The following is a 16,556-nucleotide window of genomic DNA, read 5'->3' as shown; positions in this document are numbered from 1 at the left end:
AGGGAGCAGGCATGACCCGAGTGATGACGGTGGTCGGTACGCGTCCGGAGATCATCCGGTTGTCCCGGGTGTTGGACCGGTTGGACCGTACGGTGGACCACGTCCTCGTGCACACCGGGCAGAACTGGGACCACTCGCTGTCCGACGTGTTCTTCACCGAGCTGCGGCTGCGTGAGCCGGACCGGTTCCTGCGGGTGGACACCTCGTCGCTGGGGCGGGTGCTCGGCGGGGTGCTGATCGACATGGAGGACGCCATCGCCGAGGTGCGTCCCGACGCCCTGCTGGTGCTGGGCGACACCAACAGCTGCATCGCCGCCCTGATGGCCCGCCGGATGCGGGTGCCGGTCTACCACATGGAGGCGGGCAACCGCTGCTTCGACCTCAACGTGCCGGAGGAGACCAACCGCCGGCTGGTCGACCACGTGGCCGACTTCAATCTGGTCTACACCGAGCACGCCCGGCGCAACCTGCTCGCCGAGGGGTTGCACCCGCGGCGCATCCTGCACACCGGGTCGCCGATGCGGGAGGTGCTGACGCACTACCTGCCGGACATCGAGCGCTCGACGGTGCTCGACCAGCTCGGGCTGGACGAGGGCGGGTACTTCCTGGTCAGTGCGCACCGGGAGGAGAACGTGGACCGGCCGGACCGGCTGGGCCGGCTGCTCGACTGCCTGCGGGCCGTCCGGGACGCCTGGGGCCTGCCGGTGCTGGTGTCCACCCATCCGCGTACCCGCAAGCGGCTGGAGGTGCTGGCGGCCGATGCGCTGACCCTCGACGGGATCACCTTCCACGAGCCGTTCGGGCTCATCGACTACGTCCAGTTGCAGCGCTTGGCCCGATGCACGCTCTCCGACAGCGGCACGATCAGTGAGGAGTCCGCGATCCTCGGCTTCCCCGCGGTGACGTTGCGCGAGTCGATCGAGCGGCCGGAGGCGCTGGACGCGGGCGGCATCGTGATGACCGGCCTGGACCCGACGGGGGTCGTGGAGGCGGTCGGCGTGGTGGTCGAGCAGGTCGCTGCCGACGGCGTGCCCTGCCCGGCCGACTACCAGGTGACCGACACCTCCCGTCGGGTGGTCGACTTCATCCTCTCCACCGTCCGCCGGCACCACGAGTGGGCCGGCATCCGTCGCTGACCCGTCCGAGCCACGAGAAAAGGGCCGGGGACCACGAGGTCCCCGGCCCTGTCAGGTGAGGTCAGCGGCCGATGACCGCCTGCACGGTTCGGGCGAGGATGAGCAGGTCGCCGAGGAAGCTGCGGGTCTCGACGTAGCGCACGTACATCTCCACCTTGCGAGGCAGCACCACCGACACGTAGTACTCCTCCGGCTGCGGCGCCCGGGCCAGCTCCGTTGACTCGTTGCGGTACGTGATCGACGCCGGGTCGGTGATGCCCGGCCGCACCGAGAGGATGCGCCAGCGGGCCAGCGGCGGCCAGCAGTCGACGTACCTGCGGACCTCAGGGCGCGGACCGACCAGGCTCATGTGGCCGATCAGCACGTCGAAGAGCTGGGGGAGCTCGTCGAGCTTGCTCGCCCGCAGCAGCCGGCCGACCCGGGTGATCCGGGCGTCGGTGTCAGCGGTGACGGCGGCGCCGGGTCCGGCCCGCATGGTCCGGAACTTGCGGATGTGGAAGCTGCGCCCGGCCCGGCCGGCGCGTTCCTGCCGGAAGAGCACCGGCCCGCCGTCGTCCAGCCGGATCGCCAGGGCGATCACGGCCAGGACGGGGGCGCAGAGGATCAGGGCCGCCGCCGCGACGACGACGTCGAAGAGTCTTTTGATCACTGAAGCACCTTGTGGACGGTCGTGATGACGCGGTCGACCTGCTCGTCGGTCATGGCCGAGAAGATGGGCAGGCTGACCACGCGCGCGAACTCCGCGCTGGCGACGGGGAACATGGCATCGGTGAGGTGGTACCGGTGCCGCCAGTAGCTGTGCTGGTGCAGCGGGATGAAGTGCACGCTGCAGCCCACGCCGAAGCGGGACATCTCCTGGATGAACCCGTCCCGGCCGGGCGCCGCCTCCGGGCGTAGCCGGACCACGAAGAGATGCCAGGCGTGCACGTCGCCGGCGGGAGCCGGCGTGGGCAGGTCGAGGGGGAGTCCGGCGAAGGCCTCGCGGTACCAGCCGGCGATCTCCTCGCGGCGCGCTCGCATGGCCTCCGCGCGGTCGAGCTGGACCAGGCCGAGCGCGGCCGCCGGATCCGTGAGGTTGCATTTCCAGCCGGCCTCGACCACGTCGTACCGCCACGCCGGCCGGTCGCTGCGGTAGCGGTCGAAGCCGTCCCGGTCGAACCCGTGCAGCCGGGTGGTGCGGATCCGCCGGGCCAGGTCGGGGTCGCGGGTGACCACCATCCCGCCCTCGCCGGTGGTGATCGTCTTCGTCGCGTAGAAGCTGAACACCGTCGCCGCGCTCGGTCCGGCTCCGACGGCGACTCCCTGGCTGCTCGCCGGGAACGAGTGGGCGGCGTCCTCGACCACGGCCAGCTGGTGGCGCTCGGCGAACGCCTGCACCTGCGCCGGGGCGACGAGCTGGCCGGCGAAGTGCACGGGCAGCATCGCGACGGTCCTCGGCGTGACCTTCCTTGCCGCGTCGGCGAAGTCGATGTGCAGGGTCACCGGGTCGACGTCGACCAGCACCGGTTCGGCGCCCAGGTGCACGACGACCTCGGCGGTGGCGGTGAAGGTCCAGGTCGGCACCAGCACCTCCATGCCCGGCCCGACGCCGAGCGCCTCCAGGGCCAGGTGCAGGCCGGCGGTCGCCGAGTTCACCGCGACGGCGCTGACCCCCGGTCCACACGCCTCGGCGAACCGCTGCTCGAAGCGCGGCACCAACGGCCCGCTGGAGAGCCACCCGGAGCGGAGGGCGGCCGTGACGGCAGCGATCTCCTCCTCGCCGATGTCAGGCAACGCGAAGGGAAGGCTGCTGTCTCCCACCAAAACTCCTCTTTGCTGCCTTGGTCCGTTTTGCCTTGTCGGAGGTTAAACTCCCTTCGCCCCTTCTGGTGACTATTTGCCTATTTGCGAATATGGTTCGTGAGGTGACGAATGCGGGTCGGTCTGCTGACCCAGTGGTACGACCCCGAGCCGGGGCCGGCGGCGCTGCCCGGCACGCTCGCGCGCGGCCTCGCCCGACGCGGCCACACGGTCCAGGTGCTCACCGGCTTCCCGAACTACCCGACCGGCCGGCTGGCCCCGGGCTACCGGATGAGCCGGCGGCAGGACGAGGTGGACGCCGAGGGGGTGCGGATCCGCCGGGTCGCCCTCTACCCGAGCCACGACGACTCCCCGCTGCGCCGGCTGGCCACCTACGGCACCTTCGCCGCCTCGACCCTCGCCTCCGGCACCGACGCCCTGCGGGGCCTGGACGCGCTCTGGGTGAGCAACTCCCCGATCACCGTCTCGCTGCCGATGTGGTTCGCCCGCTACGCGCACCGGATCCCGGTGGTGCTGCACGTGCTCGACCTGTGGCCGGACAGCGCGCAGGCCAGCGGCTTCCTCGGCGCGGGACGGCGGGGCGCGCTGCTGGCCCGGGGCATGGCCGGCTGGTGCGCGGCGATGTATCGGTCCGCCGCTCAGGTGGCGTACATCTCGCCCAGTGTCGGTGAGCTGCTGGTCCGCCGGGGGGTGCCCGAGCACAAGCTGGTGCACATTCCGATGTGGGCCGACGAGAAGCCTGCGGCCGCTCCGGGCGACCTCCGTGCGGAGCTGGGCCTGCGCGACGACCAGATCGTCCTGGTGTACGCCGGGACGATGGGGGAGGCGCAGGGGCTCGACGCCCTCGTCGACGCCGTGGCGATGGTCGACGACCCACGGCTGGTCTGCCTCTTCGCCGGGTCCGGGGGGTGCGAGGAACGCCTGCGCCGGCAGGTCGCGCAGCACGGGCTGCCGAACGTGCGGTTCCTCGGCCGGCTACCGGCCGAGCGGATGCCGGCGCTGCTGCGCACCGGCGATGCGCACGTGGTCAGCCTCCGGCCCACCGACATGTCGGCGTACACGATGCCGAGCAAGGTCCAGGCGATCCTCGCCGCCGGCCGCGCGCTGCTCGTCGCGGCGGATGGTGACGCCGCAGCGGTGGCGTCGGCGAGCGGTGCGGGGATCACCGCCCGGCCCGGAGACCCCCACTCGATCGCCGACGCCGTCCGTGCGGTGTGCGGGCTGGGACGCGAGAAGCTGGACCTGCTCGGCCGGGACGGCCGGGAGTTCTACGACCGGGAGTACTCCCTGGCCTCCGGGGTACGACGGGTGGAGGAGGCGCTGCGCGCGGCCGCCTGGGCGGGTGGGCGCCGATGAGCCCGGCCGGCGACCTCGACGTCCTGCGCCCTGGTGACGTCCGCCCGGCCGCGGCGTTGCACGTCCGCGCGTTCGACCGGTTCTTCCTGTCCACTCTCGGCGAGCCCTTCCTACGCGAGTTCTACGCCGGCTTCGTCCGAGACCCCGACGCGGTCACCGCGGTCGCTCGGGACTCCGACGGCCAGCTGGTCGGCATGGTCGTCGGCACCGTCGCCCCGGAGCTGTTCTTCCGCCGGCTGCTGCGGCAGCGCGGCCCGCGGCTCGCGCTGGCGAGCATGCCGGCGGTGCTCCGTCGCCCGGCGGTGGCACTGCGGGTGCTGCGTGGGGTCGCCTACCGTGGCGATGCGCCGGTCGAGACCCGGGGGGCGTTGCTCAGCTCGATCTGCGTCGACCCCGCAGCCGAGCACGGCGGGCACGGGCGACGGCTCATCGACACCTGGTGGCAGGGAGTCCGCCGGCGGGGGGTGGCCTCGGCGTACCTGACCACCGACGCGGACGGCAACGATCGGGTGAACGCCTTCTACGAGCGGGCGGGCTGGACGCTGCGGGGCGGCTGGACCACCCGGGAAGGGCGGCGGATGAACTGCTACGCCATCTCGGCCACGCCGTCCGTGCCGCGCGTGGGCGAGCCGGCCGGCTGATCGGTACAGTGCGGCGACCGGCGGCGTGTGAGCCGCCCGACCGCAGGGAGTACCCGCCGTGTTGCACCTCCGGGTGATCGCACCGTCCGACCGGTCGTCCGCAGTGGTCGACATGTTGGCCGCGGAACCCGGCGTCACCCACCTCGCGGTGCTGTCCGGTGCCGCGCGGCAACCGCCGGGCGACCTGGTGCTGTGCGACGTGGTCCGGGAGAGCGCCGACGGAGTCCTGCGGCGGCTCCAGGAACTCGGCGTCGAGGCGCGCGGCGGCATCTCCGCCGACGACGTCGAGGTGACGCTGTCGGCGGCGGCGGAACGGGCCGCCCGGGAGGCGCCGGGGCACGGGGAGGATGCCCTGGTCTGGGACGAGATCGCCGCGAAGACCGGCGAGCAGACGGTGCTCAGCGGGACGTTCCTGGCTCTCATCATGGTGGCCACGATGATCGCCGGTATCGGCGTGCTGCTCGACCAGCCGATCCTGATCGTCGGGGCGATGGTGGTCGGCCCCGAATTCGGCCCGCTCGCCGCACTCAGCGTCGCACTGCTGCGGCGCAACTGGCGGGTGGTCGGCCGGTCGGTGCAGGCCCTGGTCGTCGGGTTCCTGGCCGCGATGCTGGTGACTGTGCTGAGCACCTGGGCGTTGACCGCGGCAGGTCTGGTCAGCCGGGCCACCCTGCTGGCGCCTCGGCCGCTGACCGACTTCATCTGGCGGCCGGACGCCCTCTCCTGGGTGGTCGGTCTGCTCGCCGGTGTCGCCGGCATGCTCTCCCTGACCTCGAAGAAGTCCGGCGCGCTGGTCGGGGTGCTGATCTCGGTGACCACCGTGCCGGCCGCCGCGAACGTGGCCGTGGCGGCGGCGTACGGCGTATGGCAGGAGGCGGCAGGTTCGTCGCTCCAGCTGATGATCAACCTGCTCGCGATCGTGCTGGCCGGCCTTGCCACCCTGGTCGTACAGCAGGTGTGGTGGTGGCGAATCCGCCACCGGGCGGCCGGGTACCGGGCCGCCGGGGGCTGAGCCGGCTCAGCCCCAGTCGTCGCCAGCTGCCAGCCGCCGGGTGAGCAGGTCCCGCAGCGGCATCGACTCCCCGTCCCGGCCACCGCGCCCGACGACCAGCGGCGGCGGGGTCGGCTCGGGGTCGGCCCCGAACAGCCGCGAGCGGAGGCTGGGCGGCACGGTCAGCAGGTAGAACCGTCCCTCGGCGTCGACCGCCCGACTGCGCGCCCGGTCCACGTACCACCCGGTGAGGCGGGTGCGGTAGCGGGCGCGGCCGTCGTAGGACGTCACGGTCAGCCGGTCCGGGCGCAGGCCGCGCCGGGTCGCCTCGGCCGCGAACCGGGCCACCAGCTCCGCCGCCTCGGCCTGCTCGGCGGCGCGCTGCCGGGCGTCGGCCTCGGCGTGCGCCCGCACCGCGCGGCGCTGCCGCTCCCGCCACTCCAGGCCGTCGTCCGCCACGTGTGCCACGGTACGCGGGCCTCACCGGCCCACCGCCGGGACGCCCTCGCAGCACGGCTGGCCGTGCGCCGTCCGGTGCTCGCGCCGCCTCAACCGGCGCGCCCGGTCCGCCCGCCAGTGCCGTCAGCTCCGGGCGGTCCGCTTCCGGTCGCGCTGTCGAGCTGACGCGTTCCGGCGATCCGTTGACGACATCAGCTCGACAGCGTGGCCCGAGGCTCAGGCCAGGCCGGCGCGGCGCAGCGCGTCCGCCATGGCGCCGTTGGCCGGGGCCGGTGCTCCGCCGCCGCGCCCCGGCCGCTGCTGCGGCCCACCGCGCGAGCCGCCCCGGTCCCCGCGCGGCGCACCGCCCTGGCCGCCGCGCTGACCGTCGCCCTGGCCGCCGCGCTGACCGCCGCGCTGACCGTCGCCCTGGCCGCCCCGCGCGCCGCCGCCCTGGCCACCGCGCTCCCGCCGGCCGTCAGCCGGGCGGCCACCGCCGGCGGGCGCCTCGTCGTCCAGCCGCAGGCTCAGCGAGATGCGCTTGCGGGGTACGTCGACGTCGAGCACCCGGACCCGGACCACGTCGCCGGACTTCACCACGTCCCGCGGGTCCTTCACGAAGGTGTGCGACATGGCCGACACGTGCACCAGACCGTCCTGGTGCACGCCGACGTCGACGAACGCGCCGAACGCGGCCACGTTGGTGACCACACCCTCCAGCACCATCCCGGGGTTCAGGTCACCGATCGTCTCGACCCCCTCGACGAACGTCGCCGTCCGGAACTCGGGGCGCGGGTCGCGGCCGGGCTTCTCCAGCTCGGCGAGGATGTCGGTGACGGTGGGCAGGCCGAACGTCTCGTCGACGAACTCGGTCGCCTTCAGTCCGCGCAGGATCCTGCTCTGCCCGATCAGCGAGCGGACGTCCTGCCCGGTGTGGGCGAGGATCCGCCGTACCACCGGATACGCCTCGGGGTGCACGCTGGAGGAGTCCAGCGGGTCGTCGCCGCCGGGGATGCGCAGGAAACCCGCGCACTGCTCGAACGCCTTCGGCCCGAGCCGGGGCACCTTCCTCAGGTCGGCCCGGGTGCGGAACGGTCCATTGGCGTCCCGGTGCAGCACGATGTTCTCCGCCAGCCCGGCGCCGATGCCGGAGACCCGGGTCAGCAGGGGAGCGGAGGCGGTGTTGACGTCGACGCCGACCGCGTTGACGCAGTCCTCGACCACCGCGTCCAGCGAGCGGGACAGCTTCACCTCGGACAGGTCGTGCTGGTACTGCCCGACGCCGATCGAGCGCGGGTCGATCTTCACCAGCTCGGCGAGCGGGTCCTGGAGGCGGCGGGCGATGGAGACCGCGCCGCGCAGCGACACGTCCAGCTCGGGCAGCTCCTGCGAGGCGTACGCGGAGGCGGAGTAGACCGACGCGCCGGCCTCGGACACCACCACCTTGGTCAGCTTCAGCTCAGGGTGCCGCTTGATCAGGTCGCCGGCCAGCTTGTCGGTCTCCCGGCTGGCGGTGCCGTTGCCGATCGCGATCAGCTCCACCCGGTGCGCCGCGGCCAGCTTGGCGAGGATGTCGATCGAGGCGTCCCACTGCCGGCGCGGCTCGTGCGGGTAGATGGTGTGGGTGGCGACCACCTTGCCGGTGGCGTCCACCACCGCCACCTTCACGCCCGTCCGCAGGCCCGGGTCGAGGCCCATGGTGGGCCGGGTGCCAGCGGGCGCGGCGAGCAGCAGGTCGCGCAGGTTGGTCGCGAACACCCGCACGGCCTCCTCCTCGGCCGCCTGCCAGAGGCGCATCCGCAGGTCCGCGCCGAGGTGGATGAGGATCCGGGTCCGCCAGGCCCAGCGCACCGTGTCGGTCAGCCACTTGTCCGCCGGGCGCCCCTGGTCGCTGACCCCGAACCGGCCGGCGATCGCCGCCTCGTACCGGGTCGGGCCGCCGGCCACGGCGTCGGAGTCACCCTCCGGCTCCGGGTCCATGGTCAGGTCGAGCACGCCCTCCTTCTCGCCGCGCAACATGGCGAGGATCCGGTGCGAGGGGAGCTTCGGGTACGGCTCGGCGAAGTCGAAGTAGTCGGCGAACTTGGCGCCGGCGCTCTCCTGGCCGTCGCGTACCCGGGAGACCAGCCGACCCCGCGACCACATCTGCTCCCGCAGCGTGCCGATCAGGTCAGCGTCCTCCGCGAACCGCTCGATGAGGATGGCCCGGGCGCCCTCCAGCGCGGCGGCCGGGTCGACCACCCCCTGGTCCGCGTCGACATAGCCGGCGGCCGCCTCCCGCGGGTCCAGCGTCGGGTCGCCGAGCAGTGCGTCGGCCAGGGGCTCCAGCCCGGCCTCGCGGGCGATCTGCGCCCGGGTCCGCCGCTTGGGCTTGTACGGCAGGTAGATGTCCTCGAGCCGGGACTTCGAGTCGGCCGCCATGATCTGCGCTTCCAGCGCCTCGTCGAGCTTGCCCTGGGACCGGATCGACTCCAGCACCGCGGCGCGTCGCTCGTCCAGCTCGCGCAGGTAGCGCAGCCGCTCCTCGAGGGTGCGCAGCTGCGCGTCGTCGAGTGAGCCGGTGGCCTCCTTGCGGTATCGGGCGATGAACGGCACGGTGGCGCCGCCGTCGAGCAGCTCCACGGCCGCCCGCACCTGGCGTTCGGCGACGCTGAGCTCGTCGGCGATCCGCTGATGAACAGACTGGGTCACGATCTGATCCGCCTTCTCGGGTGGGTTCCGTGGTGCATTCTGCCGTCCGCCCCGGACGCTCCGCGCCCCGGCGCACCCACCGGCGTGGATCGGCCGCCGATATCACGAAAACGGACTTACGGCATCAGAAGTCCCTCTAGCCTCCTAACCAGGTGATTCCTCCTTCCAACTGGAGCCCGGGTGAGTGCTGAGAAGCTGGTCGTGATCGGCCAGGGTTACGTCGGTCTGCCGCTGGCCATGCGGGCCGTCGAAGCGGGCATGGACGTCGTCGGTCTGGACGTCGACACCGACCGCGTCAAGCGGCTCGCGTCGGGTGAGTCATTCGTGGAGGACATCCCGGCCGACCGGCTCGGCCGGGCGCTCAGCAGCGGCCGGTACCGGCCGAGCGCGGAGTACCCCGATGCCGAGGGCTTCGACGTCTGCGTGATCACGGTGCCGACCCCGCTGCGGGACGGCACCCCGGACCTGAGTTACGTGGAGCAGGCCGGCATCGGCATCGGCCCGTACGTCCGACCGGGCTGCACGGTGGTGCTGGAGTCGACCACGTACCCGGGCACCACCGAGGAGTTGCTGCGTCCGCTCCTGGAGTCGGCCAGCGGACTGCGCAGCCCGGGTGACTTCCACCTCGGCTACAGCCCGGAGCGCATCGATCCGGGTAACCCCACCTGGCGGCTGGAGAACACCCCGAAGGTGGTTTCCGGGGTGGGCGCGGCGTCGCTGGCCCGGGTGGACGAGTTCTACCGCCGCCTCGTGGCGCGCACGGTGCCCGTGGCCTCGACCCGGGTGGCCGAGCTGACCAAGCTGATCGAGAACACCTTCCGCCAGGTCAACATCGCCCTGATCAACGAGCTCACCATGCTCTCCCACCATCTGGACATCGATGTGTGGCAGGCGATCGAGGCCGCCGAGACGAAGCCGTTCGGGTTCATGCCGTTCCGGCCCGGGCCCGGCGTCGGGGGGCACTGCCTGCCGATCGACCCCTGCTACCTCTCCTGGCAGGTGAAGCGGCGGCTGGGCCGGCAGTTCCGCTTTATCGAACTGGCGAACGACGTCAACCACGAGATGCCCGAGCACGTGACGCAACGGATCATGGCCGGGCTCAACCGGACCGGCCGCGCGGTCAGCGGTGCCCGGCTGCTACTGCTCGGGCTGGCGTACAAGAAGAACACCGGCGACATGCGCGACTCGCCGGCCGTGGAGGTGGCCCGGCGGCTGCGCGACCTCGGCGCGGAGGTCCGGGCCGTCGAGCCGTACGCCGAGCCGCACCACATCCCCGGCGGGGTGCTGGTGGTGCGGTTGACCGAACAGGAGGTCGCCGCGGCCGACGCGGTGGTCGTGGTGACGGATCACGACGTCTTCGACTACGACATGGTGACCAGGCACGGGCGCTATGTCTTCGACACCCGTAACCGGTGCGCGGGGCCGGCGGTGGAGCGCCTGTAGGACACCGGGCCGCCCGGCCCGGACGCCGACCCGTCGCTGCTGGCCGGTTCGCTGCGCTACGGTGGGCGATCATGGAACAACCTGCGGATCCGCGGGCCCGGCGGCTCTTCGGCGGCAGCGCCCGGGCGCTCGGCGACCTGGCCGCCAGCCCGTTCCGGGCCGACCGGGACCGGATCGTCGCGTCGCCGTTCTTCACCCGCCTGGGCGGGGTGACCCAGGTGGTCAGCCCGGGCGGGTCCGGCCTGCTGGTGCACAACCGGCTCACCCACAGCCTGAAGGTCGCCCAGGTGGCCCGGGCGATCGCCGAGCGGCTGACCGCCGAGGAGGCGCACCGCGAGCTGCTGGAGAAGCTGGGTGGCTGCGACCCGGACGTGGTGGAGGCCGCGGCGCTCGCCCACGACCTCGGCCATCCGCCGTTCGGGCACCTGGGGGAGCGGGTGCTGGACCGGCTGGCCCGCCAGCGCCTCGGGCTGCCCGACGGCTTCGAGGGCAACGCCCAGTCGTACCGGATCGTCACCAGTACGGAGATCCGGGGCGCGGCGACCACCGGCCTGGATCTGACGGCGGCGGTCCGGGCGGCGATGCTGAAGTATCCGTGGACCCGCCTGGACCACCCGGACCCGCACCCGCGGCACCTCCACCCGGCGCCCCGCGGCGCGGCCGCCCCGCCCGACGACCCGGATAGCGGGTCGGCGAAGTTCGGCGCGTACCGGACCGAGGTGGACGACCTGCGGCAGGCCCGGGAGCCGTTCGCCGGCCGGATCCCGGACTGGCAGCAGACCCCGGAGGCGTCCATCATGGACACCGCCGACGACATCGCGTACGCCATCCACGACGTGGAGGACTTCTACCGGGTCGGGGTGCTCCAGCAGGGCGCGGTGGCCGCCGAGCTGATGGCCTGGCAGCGGGAGAGCGGCCACTTCCGGGCGATCACCGGCGCCGCGCTGACCGCCGCCGGCCGGCGTCCCGGGGCGGCCATCGAACGGCTGCGCCGCCAGCTGCACCGCAAGGACGCCTGGATCGCCGACGACGAGGCGTTCGCCGCCGCCGTGGAACACGTCCGCGAGGAACTGGTGGAGGGGCTGCTGGCGCTGCCGTTCGACGGGTCGATCGAGGCGGAGCAGTACGTGGCCCGCTTCTCCGCCCGCTGGTCCACCCGGTTCGTCGAGGCCATCACGCTGACCCCGGAGCCGGACGTGCGCTCCGGCCACGTGCTGCTGGCCAAGGCGCAGTGGCACGAGGTGCAGGTGCTCAAGTTCGTCCACCACCGGTTCGTGCTGGCCCGCCCCGACCTGGCCCTGCACCAGCGGGGCCAGGCGCGGCTGCTGGGCAGCCTGGTGGAGGCGCTCTGGGAGTGGCTGCTCGACCCGGAGGAGGAGTCCCGGTTGCCCCGCCGGCTGCACGACCTCGTCGAACTGGCGGAGGCGGAGCTGCACCCGCGTACGCCGGACCGGATCGGCCGGGCCCGCGGCCGGGCGATCGTCGACTTCGTCGCCCAGCTCACCGACGGGCAGGCGGTGGCGATGCTGGATGCGCTCTCCGGCCGCTCCGGCGCGCTCTGGACCGACGCCTTCGTGCTCTGATCAGGCGACCGCCTGCCACCAGCCGTCCACCGGCGGCGGGTCGTCCACCACGACGCGCTCGCCCGGGCGTGGCACCGCCAGCCGGACGTCGCGGGCCTTCGCCTCGGCCCACAGCCGGTCCACCGGCTCGGACCAGTCGTGCAGGGCGAGGTTGAAGGTGGCCCAGTGCACCGGGAGGAGCAGGTCGCCGCGCAGGTCGAGGTGGGCGGCGACGGCCTCCTCGGGGAACATGTGGATGCTCGGCCAGGCGCGGTCGTACGCGCCGATCTGCATCAGCGTGACGTCGAACGGACCGTGCTCGGCGCCGATGCCGGCGTAGCCGTCGAAGTAGCCGGAGTCGCCGGTGTAGAAGACCTTCCGGTGCGCCCCGGCCACCACCCAGGAGCTCCACAGCGTGCCGTCGCGGCGCAGCCCGCGCCCGGAGAAGTGCTGGGCGGCGGTGGCGGTGACCGTCAACCCGCCGACCCGGTGGCTCTCCGACCAGTCCAGCTCGACGATCCGCCCCGCCGGTACGCCCCACCGGTCCAGGTGCGCACCGACGCCGAGCGGGACCAGGAACGGCGCGGACTGGTGGGCGAGCAGCCCGCGCACGGTGGCCAGGTCCAGGTGGTCGTAGTGGTCGTGGGAGATGAGGATGGCGTCGACGGGGGGCAGCTCGTCGAGGCGTACCGGCGGCTGGTGGATGCGGCGCGGCCCGATCCGGGCCGACGGGGAGCAGCGGTCGCTCCACACCGGGTCGAGCAGCACCCGGTGCCCCTCGATCTCGACCAGGGCCGACGCGTGGCCGTACCAGACGATGCTCAGCTCGCGGGCGGTGTCCGCCGGGGCCGGGTCGGCCGGCCGCAGCAGCGGGACGGGGCCGTCCGGCCGCCGCTTCTGCTTGCCGAACAGCAGCTCCCTGAGCAGGTTGCGGCCCGGGTCGGCGACCATCGTCCGGGTGCCCGCCGGGTTGTGGAAGGTGCCGTCGCGGAACTGGGGGGAGCGGGCGGCACGGGCCGCCCGGGCACCGGTGAGCCGGCCTCCGAGCTGCAGCGGCACGTCCCGGCCCACCCAGGCCACCCCGGCCAGGGCGGCCACGCCGGCCATCCGCCACAGCCGCCGGCCCAGCGCCCGCTCGACCGCCTGCTCCTCGGTTGTGCCCATCGCCGTCCCCTCCCGTGTCCCGCAGACCCCTGCGGCCGCCCGGGCCGCCGCCGAGTACACGGTAGCCACCCGCACGCCGGTTCGCTTCCGTTGATCACCACCGTCCGGCTCACGGCGTGAGCACGACCTTGACGCAGCCGTCCCGCTTCTGCTGGAACATCTCGTACGCCTGCGGCGCCTGCGCCAGCGGCAGCCGGTGGGTACGCAGTGTCTTCATGCCTGTTTGTCCCCTCTTCGGTGCCGTCCATGGGACTGCTACCCGCGAGGGGTGACTTGAACCGGCCGCCGCCCGTCGCTCGGCTCCGGGCGGCTCCGGCCGCGCTGCGACTGAGGCACCAGGTCTCCGCTCCCTTAGGAGCTGATCTCGCCAACGATTCAAGCCCGGCCGGTGAGCGAGTCTGGCAGGGTCGCCGCCCACCTCCGATGCCCCCGCCGGCCCTGGCCCCGCCACCCCGGGCCCAGCACCGCTCCGAGACGGCAACCGCTCCGGCCGCGCCAGCACAGCCGACTCAGCTCGAAAGGAGGTCACCGGAGATGTCCTGGCCGTGACACGGCGTACCCCGGAAAGGCCGACCGCCGCACCCTGAGGTGGGTGCGGCGGTCGGTGGGGTCGGACGGCGGGCGGACCCGCCGCGGGGGCTCAGGAGCCCGGGGTGCCGGCGCGCTTCGCGGTCGCCTTGAGGTAGTCCCGGTTGAGCCGGCCGATGGTGTTCAGCGGGATGCCCTTCGGGCAGGCCGCCGCGCACTCGCCGATGTTGGTGCAGCCGCCGAAGCCGGCCTCGTCGTGCGCGTCCACCATGCCGATCACTCGGGTGTACCGCTCGGGCTGGCCCTGCGGCAGCAGCGAGAGCTGGGTGATCTTGGCGGCGGTGAACAGCATGCCGGAGCCGTTCGGGCAGGCCGCCACGCAGGCGCCGCAGCCGATGCAGGCGGCCGACTCGAAGGCGGCGTCGGCGTCGGCCTTGGCCACCGGGCTGGCGTGGGCCTCCGGGGCGCTGCCGGTCGGCGCGGTGATGTACCCGCCGGCGGCGATGATCCGGTCGAAGGCGTTCCGGTTGACCACCAGGTCCTTGACGACCGGGAAGGCCCGGGCACGCCACGGCTCGATGTCGATCGTGTCGCCGTCGGAGAACTGCCGCATGTGCAACTGGCAGGCGGTGGTGCCGCGCTGCGGCCCGTGCGCCTCGCCGTTGATCATGAGGCTGCACATGCCACAGATGCCCTCGCGGCAGTCGTGGTCGAACGCGACCGGCTCCTCGCCCTGGAGGATCAGCCGCTCGTTGAGCACGTCGAGCATCTCCAGGAAGGACATGTCCGGAGACACGTCGTCGACCTGGTAGGTCACCATCCGACCCTTGTCCTCAGGGCCTTGCTGGCGCCAGATGCGCAGGGTCAGATTCACTTGTAGCTCCGCTGCGTGGGGTGGACGTATTCGAACTGCAGGTCTTCCTTGTGCAGCACGGGCTGGTCGCCGGTGTACTCCCAGGCCGCCACGTAGGCGAACCGGTCGTCGTCGCGCTGCGCCTCACCGTCCGGGGTCTGGTGCTCGGCCCGGAAGTGGCCGCCGCAGGACTCCTCGCGGTGCAGGGCGTCGATGCACATGAGCTCGGCCAGCTCGAAGAAGTCGGCCACCCGGCCGGCCTTCTCCAGCGACTGGTTGAGCCCCTCGCCGTCGCCCGGGACGCGGACCCGCTGCCAGAACTGCTCGCGCAGGGCGCGGATCTCGTCGATCGCCTTGCGCAGCCCGGCGTCGCTGCGCTCCATGCCGCAGTGTTCCCACATGATCTGGCCCAGCTCCCGGTGGAACGAGTCCACGGTCCGGTCGCCGTTGATGGAGAGCAGCTTCTGGATCCGCTCCTCGACGGCCGCGCGGGCCGCCACCACCTCGGGGTGGCTGGCGTCGACCTGCTCGAACGAACCGGCGCCCGCCAGGTAGTTGGGCAGGGTGTTCGGCAGCACGAAGTAGCCGTCCGCCAGGCCCTGCATCAGCGCCGAGGCGCCGAGCCGGTTCGCGCCGTGGTCGGAGAAGTTCGCCTCACCGATCACGAACAGGCCCGGGATGCTCGACTGGAGGTCGTAGTCCACCCAGAGGCCACCCATCGTGTAGTGCACGGCGGGGTAGATCCGCATCGGGACCTCGTACGGGTCCTCGCCGGTGATCCGCTCGTACATCTCGAAGAGGTTGCCGTACTTCGCCTCGATGGCCTTGCGGCCGAGCCGGTTGATCGCGTCGGCGAAGTCCAGGTAGACGCCGAGCCCGCTCGGGCCGACGCCGCGCCCCTCGTCGCAGACGTTCTTCGCGGCGCGGGAGGCGATGTCGCGGGGGACCAGGTTGCCGAAGGAGGGGTAGATCCGCTCCAGGTAGTAGTCGCGCTCGTCCTCGGGGATGTCCCTGGCGGGGCGGTCGTCGCCCTTGGCCTTCGGCACCCACACCCGGCCGTCGTTGCGCAGCGACTCGCTCATCAGGGTCAGCTTCGACTGGTGGTCGCCGGAGACCGGGATGCAGGTCGGGTGGATCTGCGTGTAGCAGGGGTTGGCGAAGTACGCGCCCTTGCGGTGCGCCCGCCAGGAGGCGGTGACGTTGCAGCCCTTGGCGTTGGTGGAGAGGTAGAAGACGTTGCCGTAACCGCCGGAGGCGAGCACCACCGCGTCGGCCATCTCGGTGGTGATCTCACCGGTGACCAGGTCGCGCACCACGATGCCGCGCGCCCGGCCGTCGACGACGACCAGCTCCAGCATCTCGTGCCGGGCGTTCATCTCCACGTTGCCCAGGCCGATCTGCCGCTCCAGGGCCTGGTACGCGCCGAGCAGCAGCTGCTGGCCCGTCTGGCCCCGGGCGTAGAAGGTGCGCTGCACCTGCGCGCCGCCGAACGAGCGGGTGTCCAGCAGGCCGCCGTACTCGCGGGCGAACGGCACGCCCTGGGCGACGCACTGGTCGATGATGTTGACCGAGACCTCGGCCAGCCGGTGCACGTTCGACTCCCGGGAGCGGAAGTCGCCGCCCTTGACGGTGTCGTAGAAGAGCCGGTGCACCGAGTCGCCGTCGTTGCGGTAGTTCTTGGCCGCGTTGATGCCGCCCTGGGCGGCGATCGAGTGGGCCCGGCGCGGGCTGTCCTGGTAGCAGTAGGACTTGACGTGGTAGCCCTGCTCGGCCAGGGTCGCCGCGGCCGAGCCGCCGGCCAGACCGGTGCCCACCACGATCACGGTCAGCTTCCGGCGGTTGGCCGGGTTGACCAGCTTCGCCTCGAAGCGGCGGCGCTCCCAGCGGGTCTCGATAGGGCCGTCCGGGGCCTTGGTGTCGGCGATCGGGTCGCCTTCGGTGTAGAGATCCATG

At 72.7% G+C, this 16,556-nt stretch carries 13 protein-coding genes; 6 read left to right on the top strand and 7 right to left on the bottom strand.

Going from position 1 to position 16,556, the window contains the following annotated elements:
• The first annotated feature begins 11 nt into the window (after positions 1 to 11).
• Positions 12 to 1,136, top strand: coding sequence for a non-hydrolyzing UDP-N-acetylglucosamine 2-epimerase (gene wecB, locus ACGF4F_RS27980; protein ID WP_393081837.1), 1,125 nt, complete (start codon positions 12 to 14; stop codon positions 1,134 to 1,136).
• 61 nt (positions 1,137 to 1,197) lie between these two features.
• Here the strand turns inward: wecB and ACGF4F_RS27975 are convergent, their stop codons facing one another.
• Together ACGF4F_RS27975 and ACGF4F_RS27970 are read right to left on the bottom strand one after the other, a co-directional pair.
• Complete coding sequence (locus ACGF4F_RS27975) at positions 1,198 to 1,785, bottom strand: sugar transferase (RefSeq protein ID WP_357441319.1); 588 nt, start codon at positions 1,783 to 1,785, stop codon at positions 1,198 to 1,200.
• Positions 1,782 to 2,936 carry a DegT/DnrJ/EryC1/StrS family aminotransferase gene (locus tag ACGF4F_RS27970; RefSeq protein ID WP_393081834.1) on the bottom strand — a complete coding sequence of 385 codons (1,155 nt, stop codon included), beginning with the start codon at positions 2,934 to 2,936 and terminating at the stop codon, positions 1,782 to 1,784. Before ACGF4F_RS27970 ends, ACGF4F_RS27975 begins: the two co-directional genes overlap by 4 nt.
• 111 nt (positions 2,937 to 3,047) lie before the next feature.
• Here ACGF4F_RS27970 and ACGF4F_RS27965 point away from each other — a divergent pair, with 111 nt between their 5' ends.
• The 3 genes from ACGF4F_RS27965 to ACGF4F_RS27955 are packed head-to-tail and all read left to right on the top strand — an operon-like array spanning position 3,048 to position 5,945.
• Entirely contained in the window at positions 3,048 to 4,292 is a 1,245-nt protein-coding gene (locus ACGF4F_RS27965; protein ID WP_393081831.1) for a glycosyltransferase family 4 protein, read from the top strand.
• Positions 4,289 to 4,933, top strand: a complete 645-nt coding sequence (locus ACGF4F_RS27960) for a GNAT family N-acetyltransferase (protein WP_393081828.1) — start codon at positions 4,289 to 4,291, stop codon at positions 4,931 to 4,933. The genes ACGF4F_RS27965 and ACGF4F_RS27960 overlap by 4 nt, the downstream gene beginning before the upstream one ends.
• A gap of 58 nt (positions 4,934 to 4,991) precedes the next feature.
• Complete coding sequence (locus ACGF4F_RS27955) at positions 4,992 to 5,945, top strand: DUF389 domain-containing protein (RefSeq protein ID WP_393081825.1); 954 nt, start codon at positions 4,992 to 4,994, stop codon at positions 5,943 to 5,945.
• A gap of 6 nt (positions 5,946 to 5,951) precedes the next feature.
• On the opposite strand, the gene ACGF4F_RS27950 is transcribed toward ACGF4F_RS27955, so the two are convergent.
• Complete coding sequence (locus ACGF4F_RS27950) at positions 5,952 to 6,383, bottom strand: hypothetical protein (protein ID WP_387277546.1); 432 nt, start codon at positions 6,381 to 6,383, stop codon at positions 5,952 to 5,954.
• 216 nt (positions 6,384 to 6,599) lie between these two features.
• Positions 6,600 to 9,053, bottom strand: coding sequence for a Tex family protein (locus ACGF4F_RS27945; protein WP_393081821.1), 2,454 nt, complete (start codon positions 9,051 to 9,053; stop codon positions 6,600 to 6,602).
• Between the two features lie 180 nt (positions 9,054 to 9,233).
• Between ACGF4F_RS27945 and ACGF4F_RS27940 the strand changes: the two genes are divergently transcribed.
• The gene (locus ACGF4F_RS27940) at positions 9,234 to 10,496 is read left to right on the top strand and encodes a nucleotide sugar dehydrogenase (protein WP_393081818.1); all 1,263 of its coding nucleotides are present in this window, start codon (positions 9,234 to 9,236) and stop codon (positions 10,494 to 10,496) included.
• A 71-nt stretch (positions 10,497 to 10,567) separates the two neighbouring features.
• The gene (locus tag ACGF4F_RS27935; protein WP_393081815.1) at positions 10,568 to 12,079 is read left to right on the top strand and encodes a deoxyguanosinetriphosphate triphosphohydrolase family protein; all 1,512 of its coding nucleotides are present in this window, start codon (positions 10,568 to 10,570) and stop codon (positions 12,077 to 12,079) included.
• Here ACGF4F_RS27935 and ACGF4F_RS27930 read toward each other — a convergent pair whose 3' ends face one another.
• The 3 genes from ACGF4F_RS27930 to ACGF4F_RS27920 all read right to left on the bottom strand — a co-directional run bounded on the left by ACGF4F_RS27930 (position 12,080) and on the right by ACGF4F_RS27920 (position 16,555).
• Positions 12,080 to 13,222, bottom strand: a complete 1,143-nt coding sequence (locus ACGF4F_RS27930) for an MBL fold metallo-hydrolase (protein WP_073839620.1) — start codon at positions 13,220 to 13,222, stop codon at positions 12,080 to 12,082.
• Between the two features lie 640 nt (positions 13,223 to 13,862).
• The gene (locus tag ACGF4F_RS27925) at positions 13,863 to 14,624 is read right to left on the bottom strand and encodes a succinate dehydrogenase/fumarate reductase iron-sulfur subunit (RefSeq protein ID WP_357441295.1); all 762 of its coding nucleotides are present in this window, start codon (positions 14,622 to 14,624) and stop codon (positions 13,863 to 13,865) included.
• A complete protein-coding gene (locus ACGF4F_RS27920) occupies positions 14,621 to 16,555 on the bottom strand; it encodes a fumarate reductase/succinate dehydrogenase flavoprotein subunit (protein WP_393081811.1) in 1,935 nt (644 codons plus the stop codon). The genes ACGF4F_RS27925 and ACGF4F_RS27920 overlap by 4 nt, the downstream gene beginning before the upstream one ends.
• Position 16,556 lies beyond the last annotated feature (1 nt).

The organism is Micromonospora sp. NPDC047740 (assembly GCF_043204735.1).
GTDB lineage: Bacteria > Actinomycetota > Actinomycetes > Mycobacteriales > Micromonosporaceae > Micromonospora.
The sequence above is the reverse complement of the archived record's forward strand: the minus strand, read 5'-3'. Positions and strand labels throughout refer to the sequence as shown.

Bases quoted from the DNA above. Each gene is read 5' to 3' on its own strand.
- ACGF4F_RS27960 (WP_393081828.1), top strand. From the start codon at position 4,289: ATGAGCCCGGCCGGCGACCTCGACGTCCTGCGCCCTGGTGACGTCCGC.
- ACGF4F_RS27920 (WP_393081811.1), bottom strand. From the start codon at position 16,555: ATGGATCTCTACACCGAAGGCGACCCGATCGCCGACACCAAGGCCCCG.
- ACGF4F_RS27935 (WP_393081815.1), top strand. From the start codon at position 10,568: ATGGAACAACCTGCGGATCCGCGGGCCCGGCGGCTCTTCGGCGGCAGC.
- ACGF4F_RS27965 (WP_393081831.1), top strand. From the start codon at position 3,048: ATGCGGGTCGGTCTGCTGACCCAGTGGTACGACCCCGAGCCGGGGCCG.
- wecB (WP_393081837.1), top strand. From the start codon at position 12: ATGACCCGAGTGATGACGGTGGTCGGTACGCGTCCGGAGATCATCCGG.
- ACGF4F_RS27930 (WP_073839620.1), bottom strand. From the start codon at position 13,222: ATGGGCACAACCGAGGAGCAGGCGGTCGAGCGGGCGCTGGGCCGGCGG.